The following is a 12,435-nucleotide window of genomic DNA, read 5'->3' as shown; positions in this document are numbered from 1 at the left end:
AAGCTATATTGGTTCCAAATGGTAGTTTTAGGGCTCTTGATATTTTTATTTTATTGGTTAACTGAACATTATTCATGAGTTATCTCGACTGGACAGTCTTATTTGGGACTTTGTTTACCATAGCGGTTTATGGCATATATAAGACCTATGGTCCTAAGGATATGGACAAGTATATTCGTGGTGGAAATGACATGAATTGGTTGACCATTGGACTTTCTATTATGGCCACTCAGGCTTCAGCAATTACTTTTTAAGTACTCCAGGACAAGCTTATTCTGATGGTATGCGGTTTATCCAATTTTATTTTGGCTTGCCTGTAGCCATGATTGTGATTTGCATGTTCTTTTTACCCCTGTACTATAAATTAAAAGTATATACAGCATATGAGTTTCTAGAGCAACGTTTTGACTTAAAGACAAGGACTTTGACCGCAGGTCTATTTTTGATACAGAGAGGTTTGGCTGCAGGAATCACCATATATGCACCGGCCATTATTTTGTCTACCCTACTAGGGTGGAACCTTACTTTTACCAATGTATTTATTGGAATCATAGTGATTATATATACCGTATCCGGTGGTACCAAAGCGGTATCTGTAACCCAAAAACAGCAAATGACGGTAATGATGGGAGGCATGGTATTGGCTGGTATAATAGTCATTCAGATGATCCCTGTAAGCTTTACAGAAGCCTTGCATGTGGCCGGGAAAATGGAAAAGCTTAATATTGTCAATTTTGAATTTGATTTATCAGACAGGTATAATTTTTGGTCAGGCTTCACAGGGGCGCTTTTCCTATTTCTTTCCTATTTTGGCACAGATCAATCTCAAGTACAGCGGTATCTAAGTGGAAGAACACTTACGCAAAGCAGAATGGGGTTAATGATGAATGGGTTTCTCAAAGTGCCCATGCAATTCATTATACTTTTTATAGGGGTAATGGTTTTTGTATTTTATCAATTTTATCAGCCTCCTGTTTTCTTCAATACGATTCAAACTGATAAGTTGAAAGCAAGTGAATATGTAGAAGATTTCGAAGCACTGGAAAATGAATACGCCAGTATATTTGAAAACAAAGAAAAAGTATTCACAGCTTATTAGGTGCGATTGAATCCGAAGACGAGAAGGCTGTGGAGAAGTACAAAGGGGCAATCAGTAATCAATCCATAGCTCAAGAAGAGGTGAGGGATAAAGTAAAAGAATTGATTATTCAAAATGACCCTTTGGCTGAAACCCGAGATACAGATTATGTGTTCATGCGCTTTGTGATGGATTATTTACCCAGAGGGGTGATTGGGTTGCTCTTCGCTGTAATTTTTAGTGCTGCCATGTCGTCTACGGCTTCTGAACTCAATGCCTTGTCTTCCACCACCACCATTGATATCTACCGAAGATCGATTAAGAAAGAAGAAAGCTCTAAACATTATATGAAGTCTTCAAGGTGGTTTACAGTGCTTTGGGGAGTTTTTGCCATTCTTTTTGCCACTTATGCTACACTATTTGAAAACCTTATTCAGGCTGTAAATCTATTAGGTTCCTTATTTTATGGAAGTATTTTGGGGATATTTATGGTAGCATTTTTTATGAAATGGGTAGGCGGACGCGCTGTATTTACGGCAGCTATAATCTCCGAAATTTTGATTCTAACCCTTCACTATTACAATGGCAAAACCGTAGGAGACTTTAGTATTGATATTGGATTTTTGTGGTACAATGCCATTGGTTGCCTATTGGTGATGTTTATAGCAGCTATTTTAAACTTATTTATCTCCAAGCCCAAGGACCCAATCCTTAAGAAGGATTAATTAAGGATTGCGTAAGTGGTAGCTCATTACTTTTCCACTTAATCCTTGGGAAAAGATTGATTTTGGAATGAATTTCTCCACCTTAGGGATGAAATATTTGAAAAAGAAAACCAGCTCTGTAGACTTCTTCAGAGCTGGTTTAAGAGAAAATGTATAGGTTTTAATTGACTAGAAATCATCACCTTAGATTAGTAATTGGATTTCCGTAGTCTACTCAGGGAGTTTTTCAAACACAAGGGATTAGGCTTCTTGCGTATTATAGTAACGCTTCGTTTTGGAGTAATCCTCTGTTGAAAAGAAGGGTTGAAAACTAGCCACGCGGCGGCTGATATTAAAGTGGTTTGAGCTCGGATATGGTTGTCTATTTCATGATTCGGCTTATCAGTGGTGGTAGATTTCCCAAATCAGTTTAATGTTTTAGGAAGTTTCCAAAGTCATTTATAAAGTATCGATCAATCGTTGATTTAGAGCTACATAATCTAGGTTACCTGCTTCTTCTGCTAATTTCATTGAAACCTGGGCAGTTGAGATTGCCTCTTGCTTTTTCCCTAATGCAGCCAAAATTTTTGCCTTCAAATGGACGGTATAATATTTTGGATCTTTTTCTACCGATTTTGTCACCCACTCAAGGGCCTTATTGAGATCCTTCTGTTGGTTGTAATAATAATTGGACGCTTGAAAAAGTAAACCGGCATCATCGCTTTCTCGATCTATCAATAGTTTTTTAATTTGATCCATAACCACACGGTCTACTTCCATTTCAATTGTAAAACCTACTGAAGTTTTGTCCCATGCAATATTGAGTTGTGCACCAGAATCTGTGAGTTCTGTAAAACTTATTTGCATAGACTCTACTGGGCTTTTTAGTTTGGTTACAGGCACATTGATTCTAAGGGCATCGTCTGAAGGATCATAACCCATAGCCCCCAAAGCTCTGTATTATTTGAAAAAATGATGGTCCATGATTTCTTTTCAGGAATGGTATACATGGCATATTTTCCTGCCTTCAATGGTAGACCATTTACCTTTATATCAATATCAAATTCGAGGGTAGTGGGATTATTGGCACCGGTTCTCCATACTTTTCCAAATGGTACCAATTCTCCAAATATTTTTCTTCCCTTTTTTCCGGGTCTTGAATAATCTAAATGGATGGTGGTTAAACCTACCTGCTGAGATACTTTGCTACTAGGACTCGCCTGAGGCATTTTTATTTGTGAAAATGCATTCATATTAACAATTGTAAACAGCACCATTAGGCAAACAATATTCTTTGTTTTCATTGATTTTATAATTAGATTGTCTTAAAGCTCTATAAAGAAAAGGATAACCTTACAGTATGGGTTATTATTTTGTTTAAACGGTAATATCACCCTTTTGTAAAGATAGTTAATTTGTAATTAATTATTTATCTGTTCAATTTTCGCTGTTTAAATTATCCTATGACTGTATATTTTTACAGATTCTTTTGACGAGTTTTTAATTAATTAGTTTATCCAAAACCAACCAATTCTTTTCATGGCATTAGCAATTGTTGCGCCTAATAAAACTGACAATGAACTCAATTCTTGGAGAAATATTTTCCAAGAATTGGCCCCGGAAATTGACCTTCAAGTGTACCCCGAAATTAAAGATAAAGCCCTTGTAGAGGTAGTGGTATTATGGCAGCATCCCAAAAACATACTTAAAGCGTTTCCTAACTTAAAGCTTATTTGCTCGATGGGTTCCGGTGTAGACCACATTATGGCGGATTACATTCCTAAAGGAGTTCCCATCACCCGGATTGTTGATCCTCGGCTTACTTTTTCCATGACCAATTATGTTGTCATGGGGATCCTCAATTTTCATCGCCAAATCAATAGATATATCGTCAATAAAAGACTTAAAAAATGGGACATGACCCAGCCCGAAATCCCCATATCCGTGGGAGTCATGGGTGTGGGAGAGCTTGGTGGTGATGTTTTGGATAAGGTTCACGGGTTGGGTATCCCGTGCTTTGGATATGGAAATTCACCCAAAACTTCTTTTCGACATCCATACTATTATGGTCCTCAACTTCAAGAATTTCTTGACAAGATAAATGTAGTGGTTTGTCTACTACCTTTAACACCCAAAACCGAGGGTTTCTTGAATGATGACTTATTTAAAAAATTCAAACCCGGAACTTATCTTATCAATGTTGCCAGAGGTAAACATCTTGTTGAGGAAGATCTTATTCCTGCCATAGAATCAGGTCAGGTATCCGGGGCCTTATTGGATGTTTTTAGTAAAGAACCCTTGCCTGAAACACATCCTTTTTGGAGTAAGGATGAGATCATGGTCACTCCGCACATCGCAAGTATTACCAATTATAAAGCAGCAGCACCCCAAATCATTGCGAATTATAAAAATGCAATGGATAATAGACCTTTGATTAATGAGGTCAGCACTGTTCAAGGATATTAAAATTTACTGATAAAATTTATTATGAAAAAATATACCATTCTTTGTCCTACTGACTTTTCAGAATGTGCGTTGAATGCCATAGAATATGCCGCAAGGTTGGGTGAAAAATTAAATGCAGAATTGACTTTATTTCATGTTCCTGACTCAGGAGATTATAAAAAATTATTCCCGAATAAAGAATTGGAAGAAAGCCTAAATGCTGCTGTAAATAAACTTAATAGCCTGGTCAAAACGGTGGAAGAAGAAAGCCTTGGCAAAGGCTTGCATGCTTGTAAATCGTTGGTGAAAGAAGGTAAAGCAGTTAATACTATCCTTGAATATGCAGAGGAAAATAAAGTTGACCTTATAATAATGGGGACAGAAGGTGTCAATGAATTCAAAAAGAATTATATAGGTACCAAAGCTTCTAAAGTGGTTCAGCATGCAAACTGTGATGTATTTATCATTCCAAGAAAAGTATTTTTCAAACCACCCCGAAAAATGGTATATGCTACGGATTACATGGAAGAAGACAAGTTGGCCATACAAAAGGTGGTAAAAATTGCAGGTTTATTTGAATCAGAAATTGATGTTGTTCATGTAAGTTCAAAATCCAATATTATAGACAAGGCCATGCATCGGGCTTTAAAAGAAGAATTGGCACCTTTTGCTCACTATGACAAAATGAATTTTGTATTGAAATCCTACAGAGATGATGCAGCTTTGGGCTTAGAAAACTATCTGATTACCTCCAAGGGAAATATATTGTTTACCTTAAGTATGAAAAAGACTTGGTTTGAAAACCTCTTTACAAAAAACCTATCAAAGAAAATGTCTTATTTTATTAATAAACCGCTTTATGTGATCAAGAACCTTTAAATTTCTCCTTTAAAAATGACTTAAACTCCCCTCTAGTTTTTTTATCAGTAAAAATACTAGCCAAAGTTTTGAAATAGATCTTCACATTAAGCGACTTTTTTTCTGAAATAGGAGGGTTGTTTTCATTGTTTGAACTCTCCTTTATTTCCGGCATTGGAGAGGTTTTTCTTCTGTTCTTTCAGGCGCTTTATACCCGGTTAGCTTGTCCGCTTTGGAAAAACTTTGTTGAGATTTTTCTTTGTAACCAAGTTTCTCCTCAACTATTCCTTTGTTATTGTGCGCCACCGCATCTTCCGGATCGAGTTCAATGGCTTTTTCGTAATCCTCTATAGCACCTTTTAAATCACCTATCCGATCTCTAAAATAGGCTCTGCTAGAGTAGCGATAGGGATTATTTGGGTCTAGGTTTAAGGCCCGGTCAAAGGCTTCCATCGCCTCTCTATTCCTGTTAAGCAAATGAAGCACCACTGCCTTGTCTGATATATAAGTGGTGTTGAAAGCGTCTGCTTTTAATAACAAGTCAAAATCGATTAATGCCTCTTCCATGGCTCCCAATCTGGATTGAACCCTAGCCCTATAATGCAAGTAAGCAGGTTGAGATCCTTCTTTTTTGATTAACCTATTGAATACCGCTAAAGCATCTTCAAATTTTCCTTCCTTATAATAAGAGATACCAGTTTCTATTGTTTCCACCTTTAATTCGATTTGTGATATTATACATACAAAAGTAATGAAGGTATTGTTTCATTCAACAGTTAATAATGCTTTATTCTTTTTATATTTGAACTGTTTTTGTTTCATTTTTAAATCAGGTATGGCCAGTAAACCGGAAAGTATTTTAAAAGAACTGGAAGCAAATAAATTTGCCCCTATTTATTTTCTTCAGGGTGAAGAACCTTATTTCATTGATAAAATTACAGATTTCATTGAAAACAATGCCCTTGCACCTCAGGATCGAAGCTTTAACCAAACGATTATGTATGGAAAAGAATCGACCATAGCCTCGATTCTTACCAATGCAAAACGTTTTCCTATGATGGCTGACAGGCAAGTGGTGATAGTAAAGGAGGCTCAAAATGTTTTTGAAATTGGAAAGGAAAATGGAGACCAACAATTGATCGCCTATATCAACAATCCGCTTCCAAGTACCATTTTGGTTTTTGCCTATAAATACAAAACCTTGGATGGACGGAAAGCCCTGGCCAAAGAGTTGGATAAAAAAGCCATTCTGGTAAAATCCGACAAAGTTCCTGAATACAAACTTTCCCCATATATTGAACAATATGTGAAATCAAAGGGACATTCTATCGAAACAAAAGCTTGCCAGATTTTGGCTGAATCTATAGGCAATAATATGGAAGTGCTGACCAATGAAATAGATAAAATGATTATCAATTTTAATGAACCTGTTAAAATAAACCCCGGGCATATCCAACAGTACATTGGAATCAGTAAGGATTTTAACAATTTTGAATTGACCAAAGCCTTGAGTTATAAAGATGTCAATAAGGCAAATACCATCATTAATTACTTTGGTCAGAATATTAAATCTCATCCTTTAATCCCCATTTTAACACTTTTATACATTCATTTCTCTCGACTATTATTGGTCAAAGCCAATAAAAACCTTGGGGAAAGAGAACTTGCCGGGCTAATCAAGGTAAACCCTTATTTTGTAAAAGAATATACCATAGCAGCAAAGAATTATTCTTTAGGCAAGATTATTGATGTGGTGGGATACCTTAAAGAGGCGGATTTACGTTCCAAAGGTGTAACCACTTCAAATGCTGTAGACGATAGTCAAATATTAAAAGAGCTAATTTTTAAAATTCTTCATTGACCACTAATTTGAGAATGAGAAAAACATTTCTATTGTATGGTTTATCCTTGCTAATTTACAGTCAGGCTTATACCCAATCCAGTTTACATGACACAAGCCTGGAAGCTAAATTTCAGGACGCCCTTGAACTGTTTCAAAAAGATCAATTTTCTTCCTCTCGCGAAGCTTTTGATAGGTTGTCTTTACATCCTGATGTAAAAAACAATAGTCGAGAAGTTGCCATTGCTTTTTATAGAGCATTGTCCGCCTTGCATGGTGATTTCCCTGAAGGAACTTCCTTGATGGATGCTTTTATCTTGGATTATCCCAATGAATCTTTAAGAAATGAAGCGGCATGGATATTGGGTAATGATTATTTCCAGAGTAAAAATTACAAAAAAGCCATAAGCAATTTTGATTTACTAAGGAATGTCCCCCTAAGTACCGAAAGACATCCGGAGTTGTTTTTTAAAATGGGATACAGTTATTTTCAATTAAAGAATTTTAGCCAAGCAAAAGCTTATTTTGAAAGAGCAAAAACCTATCGAAGTCCCTATTTGGCTAGTGCCTATTTTTATGCAGGTTATTGTTCTTTTGAAGAAGGAAATTTTGAAGCTGCGGCCAAAGATTTCAAGGAAGCCGAAAAATCTTCTGAATACAGCTTAAAGGTGCCTTATATGTTGGCCGGAATTTATTACCGGCAAAATAAATTGGACACCTTGATTGCCTATGCAGCTCCTATAGTAAATAAAACCAACTTAGAGAGTAGTGAACAAATTCATTTGTTACTGGCAGAGGCCTATTACGAAAAACAAAATTATGCGCAAGCGGCTTTTCATTACATGGGCTTTGTATCCGCTAACAAAGGAAAGCTTTCTAGAGATCAGCAATACAAGGCTGGGGTAGCTCATTACGAAAATAAACAGTTTGCGGAAGCAAGTCAGTTTTTTAAAGAGGTAGCTTTGGTAAACGATGAGCTGGGGCATTTGGCTAGTTATTTCCTGGGATATGCCTATGTGCAACAGAAAAATTTACCTTTTGCTGCCAATAGCTTTAATGCTGCCTATAAAATGGATTTTAGGCCGGAAATTAAAGAAGAAGCCCTTTTCAATTATGCGAAGGTAAGTCTGGAATTAGGCAAATTTCAAGAAGCCATTACGGCACTTGACAATTACCTGAATGATTATCCTCAAGGCAGTCAAAAAACAGCTGCTGAAAATTTGCTAAGTGATGCCTTGGTAAATACCAATAATTACCTCCGTGCCATTGGGCATATGGAAAAGATGAACAATAAATCCAGAAGGATCCAGGAAGCTTACCAAAAAGTAACTTTCTATCAAGCCATGACTTATTATAGGGACAACAATTTGAAAGGTACCCAACAAATGCTGACAAAATCTTTGCAGTTTCCAGTAAATAAGTCCCTTCAATTTCAAGCACAATTTTGGAAAGGAGAGGCCAATGCGGCCAATAATAACACTATTGCAGCAATCCAAGCATATGAGAAATTGATTGGTATGAATCCTCCTTCTATGGATCCAAGTTTGATTAAAGCACATTATGGCTTGGGCTATGCTTACTTTAATGAGGAGCAGTATGGAAAAGCTGAAACACAATTTAAAACGTATACCGATAAACTAAAAAACAGTAGTGATAAGCAGCATTATGAAGATGCTTTTGTAAGGTTGGGCGATACGTATTATATCCAAAAGAAATTCACGGACGCTGCCAATGTTTTTAGAAGAGCTGTAGCAGAGAACAATCAATACAGTGATTACGCTTATTTTAGAGGCGGAGTAGTAGCCAATTTCCAAAATAATAATAGAGAGGCTATCAGACAATTGGACATGGTGATTAAAAACTATCCGAATAGTCTATACATGGAAGACGCACTGTATCAGAAGGCGCAAATTCACATGGAAGAACTTAATTACAGCCAAGCCAGAGATGTTTTTACTCAATTAATTCGAACCAAACCTAACAGTCCATTTATTCCATTTGCTCTTGAAGGAAGAGCTGTCGCCAATTATTCTTTAAAAGATTATGATCAAGCCATAGAAGATTATAAAATGATCTTAGATAATTATCCAAATTCAGAAAATGGCGAAACGGCATTGGTAGGGCTGCAAGAAAGCTTGTCCTTACAAGGAAGATCGCAAGAATTTTCCACTTATTTGTCCGGTTATAGAAAATCCAACCCTAGTAATAATAACCTCCAAAATGTGGAATTTTCAGCTGCTAAAAGCTTGGTGTTCAACCAGTCTTACAGGGATGCAATAGCCGCATTGGAAAATTATATTAGAAATTACCCAAATTCCGCGCAAGTTCCGGAAGCGAAATATTATTTAGGAGATGCCAATTTTAGATTGGGAGATAAGGCAAAAGCTTTGGCTATTTTCTATCAAATAGAGAATACAAGTGACAATAACCTTAAGAGCCGTGTTTATCAAAAAATTGGTCAGATTGAGTTTGAAAATGGTAATTTCCCAAAATCAATACCTTACTATCAGTTTATTGCTAAAAATGCAAGAAGCAAAGCAGAAGAATACGAAGCCACCTATGCTTTGATGCAGGCTTATTTTGAAACGCGAAAATACAATGAAGCCATTGTTAATGCTGATAAGATTCTTGAACTAGGCAGCATTACTATTGATTCGGAACCCAATGCATTGTTGGTAAAAGCCAAGTCACTAGAAAATACAAATTCCCAGGCTCAAGCAATAGAAGTGTACAGGCAATTAATGGAAAGCCATAAAACAATACAAGGTGCTGAAGCTTTGTATAAAATGGCCTTGAATCTACATCAAAAGGGTGAATATGCTCGTTCCAATGAGTTGATTTTTGACAATTCTCAACCTTTTACACAATATGCCTATTGGTATGGAAAGCAATTTATAGTTCTTGCCCAAAACTATATTGCTATGGAAGAGAAATTTCAAGCCAAAGCAACTTTAGAGTCTATCATTGAAAATGCCACAGACGATTTGGTCAAAAAAGAGGCAGAAACTTTATTGCAAACCATCAACATAGCCAATTAATGAAAAATTTTAGAAATTTAATCACCGGGCTGTTGGTATTGGCAGGTGTTGCCCACGGATATTCTCAAGAGACAACAACAGATCCGCAAAGAGGTGAAATCAGGGATACGGAATTTATCATCCGTAAAGACAGGGTCTTAAGTTTACCTAGGCAATCAAGGGTTTTTGAAAAAAGTCCTTCTTTACCTCAGGTATCTACTTCCATAGATTATACTTATCAGGTTAAGAATTTTGCGGCAACACTTGCTCCGGTTGATGTAAGCTTTAAACCTTACCAAAAACCTTTTCCACGAGCTGATAATGACCAGACCCAAGCCATTGTAAAATTGGGTTTTGGGAATTATTCTTCACCTCTCATTCAAGCAGATTACCACAGTCTGGACAATGACGACTATACCTATGGGGCGCACATTAAGCATCAAGGTTTCTACACAGGTCCTGTAGATGGAGAAAACTCTGCAGAAGACCACACAGATATTTTGCTGAATGGCAGTCTATACAGGGATGATTTTGAAATATTTGGAAGGTTGGGCTATGAAAGGGATATGCATCATTTTTATGGATATACGCCGGATCCAGAAACCGACGTAATGCAAGACTCTATTCGTCAAAGTTTTTGGAACCTTTAAAATGATGGCAGGATTAAGGCGTGTGGATAAAGCAGAGCCGTTTGATTATGAGGCCAACCTTGCCTTGAGACTTTTCAATGATCGATTTGAAGCCAAGGAAAGTGAGGTTTTAATTCGAGCCAACGCAGGGTTTAGGGCCAATGATTTTCTAAAAGGTGGAATCAATAGCCTTCTAGCCTTTACATCACCTCAAGATATTTATTATGAGGATATCAAAAGGAACTATTTTAAGTTACAACCTTATGTACAATACACCAAGGAGTCTTTTAAGATCAAAGTAGGGGCAAATGTGATACAGGAAAATGATATTGTTCCCAATAAAACAGAAGACTTTCATATTTTTCCTATTTTAAAAATGTCTTACCATGTGCTTCCTGAACTTGGAATATATGGAGCTTATGAAGGAGATGTCATTAGGAATACTTACTATGATTTTATTCAGGAAAATCCTTTTTTAGGACCTTCAGAAAACCTAAAAAATACCATTCAGAATTTTCAAATAGATGCTGGAATATCTGGAAAAGCAAATGACCAGGTTAATTATAAAATTGGTTTTAAATATGGGGATTTCACCAATATGCATTTTTACGGAAACAATGAAATGGACAGTACCCGCTTCCAATTGATTTATGACAATAACTCCAAGGTATTGGAATATCATGCATCGATAGATTATATATTCGATGAATGGTATCAATTGGATGCTTCAGCCCATTATTACCATTACACATTGGATGAAATTAGCTTTTCTTGGCAAAGACCGGAATGGGAGTTGAAGATAAATAACACTTTTACACCTGATGATAAATGGTTAGTACATGCCAATGTTAATGCAATGGGAGGGATTAATGCTATAAATTTGATGTCTGACAATGAAAGGATACTTGGAACGCTTGTGGATCTTCATTTAGGTGCAGACTATGCTTTTACAAATAGGTTTTCTGCTTTCGCTTATGGCAACAACCTACTAAATCAAAAATACCAACGGTTTAGCAATTATCCTGTTCGCGGAATTCAATTGATAGGTGGAGTAAGCTTTAAATTTTGACAAATACGAACAATTCAATCCCGAGAGTTTAGCAGGACCATAAAATATAATTTGAGGAAGAGGGGATTTATTGGTGTCAATATTGGCGATTTGCATGTTTTGCTTTAGCTTAGTGGATTAAAATAACAATTTTTAAGATGTCTGACAAAAATTCCAAGGATCAAAAAAGCCAATCCGATAATGATGAGGACTTTGGCTTGCCTCCTGTCAATGTAACACCATTGGAAGGAGCTAAAGCAGCCGGGTCAATTTCAAGCTCAGGAAAGAAAGAATCTGGGAAACCATCCAAAAATATTCCTCCTGTTGAAGAAGAAAAGAAAGACAATACGGTTGGTATCTTTTTAATCATTTTATTGTTGATATTAGGCTTAGGTTTTGGGCTTTATTATTTCGGCATTTTTGATAAACTAGATCAGCAGCAACCCAAAAATTCAGTGACAACAAATCAAGTTGAAAAGCCGGCACCTGCTAGCAAAGAACAGATTCCTGAAACAGTAGTAGAGGAAGCTGAACCTGCAGAAAAAACCAGTCCACAATTGGTAGAAATTGATGGCAGAGAGACTTCACCACGTTATTTTTTAGTGGTGGGGAGCTTTATAGATGATGATCTTGCTAGAGATTATTCGGATAAACTCAATAAAGCCGGAAGGAATACGTTTTTGATACATCCTTACGGAAAGATTCATTATTACAGACTTGCCATTGGGCAGTTTGAAAATGTAGATCTGGCCTTGGAAGCTAGGGAAAGCTTTCAAGACAATTTTGAAGAAAACTTATGGGTTTTGAAATATTAAT

General features: G+C 36.5%; 8 protein-coding genes and 2 pseudogenes. 8 read left to right on the top strand and 2 right to left on the bottom strand.

All coding sequences use genetic code 11. The features are described 5' to 3' along the window. Positions 1 to 74 precede the first annotated feature (74 nt). Positions 75 to 1,803, top strand: a pseudogene (locus WG932_RS05060) (sodium:solute symporter family protein). A gap of 438 nt (positions 1,804 to 2,241) precedes the next feature. Here the strand turns inward: WG932_RS05060 and WG932_RS05055 are convergent. Next, positions 2,242 to 3,011 (bottom strand): annotated as a pseudogene (locus WG932_RS05055) (DUF2911 domain-containing protein). Positions 3,012 to 3,321: 310 nt separating this feature from the next. On the opposite strand from WG932_RS05055, the gene WG932_RS05050 reads away from it, so the two are divergent. After that, positions 3,322 to 4,248: a 2-hydroxyacid dehydrogenase gene (locus WG932_RS05050; RefSeq protein ID WP_483087192.1), complete on the top strand. Its 927-nt coding sequence runs from the start codon at positions 3,322 to 3,324 to the stop codon at positions 4,246 to 4,248. A 21-nt stretch (positions 4,249 to 4,269) separates the two neighbouring features. Beyond that, entirely contained in the window at positions 4,270 to 5,106 is an 837-nt protein-coding gene (locus WG932_RS05045; RefSeq protein ID WP_149393285.1) for a universal stress protein, read from the top strand. 141 nt (positions 5,107 to 5,247) lie between these two features. Here WG932_RS05045 and WG932_RS05040 read toward each other — a convergent pair whose 3' ends face one another. Beyond that, the gene (locus tag WG932_RS05040; RefSeq protein ID WP_483087191.1) at positions 5,248 to 5,799 is read right to left on the bottom strand and encodes a tetratricopeptide repeat protein; all 552 of its coding nucleotides are present in this window, start codon (positions 5,797 to 5,799) and stop codon (positions 5,248 to 5,250) included. 121 nt (positions 5,800 to 5,920) lie between these two features. On the opposite strand from WG932_RS05040, the gene holA reads away from it, so the two are divergent. The 5 genes from holA to WG932_RS05015 all read left to right on the top strand — a co-directional run bounded on the left by holA (position 5,921) and on the right by WG932_RS05015 (position 12,434). After that, a complete protein-coding gene (gene holA, locus WG932_RS05035; RefSeq protein ID WP_014022253.1) occupies positions 5,921 to 6,946 on the top strand; it encodes a DNA polymerase III subunit delta in 1,026 nt (341 codons plus the stop codon). Positions 6,947 to 6,960: 14 nt separating this feature from the next. After that, positions 6,961 to 9,963: a tetratricopeptide repeat protein gene (locus tag WG932_RS05030; RefSeq protein ID WP_483087190.1), complete on the top strand. Its 3,003-nt coding sequence runs from the start codon at positions 6,961 to 6,963 to the stop codon at positions 9,961 to 9,963. Then, complete coding sequence (locus tag WG932_RS05025) at positions 9,963 to 10,592, top strand: hypothetical protein (RefSeq protein ID WP_483087189.1); 630 nt, start codon at positions 9,963 to 9,965, stop codon at positions 10,590 to 10,592. Before WG932_RS05030 ends, WG932_RS05025 begins: the two co-directional genes overlap by 1 nt. A 1-nt stretch (position 10,593) precedes the next feature. Further along, positions 10,594 to 11,640, top strand: a complete 1,047-nt coding sequence (locus WG932_RS05020) for a TonB-dependent receptor (protein WP_483087188.1) — start codon at positions 10,594 to 10,596, stop codon at positions 11,638 to 11,640. Positions 11,641 to 11,777: 137 nt separating this feature from the next. Then, on the top strand, positions 11,778 to 12,434 hold the full coding sequence (locus WG932_RS05015; protein WP_483087187.1) for an SPOR domain-containing protein: 657 nt from the start codon (positions 11,778 to 11,780) through the stop codon (positions 12,432 to 12,434). The last annotated feature ends 1 nt before the right edge of the window (position 12,435 follow it).

The sequence above is a fragment of the Cyclobacterium sp. SOCE241 genome, assembly GCF_056867545.1.
Note: the sequence above shows the minus strand (reverse complement) of the source record. Positions and strands in the feature narration are given on the sequence as shown.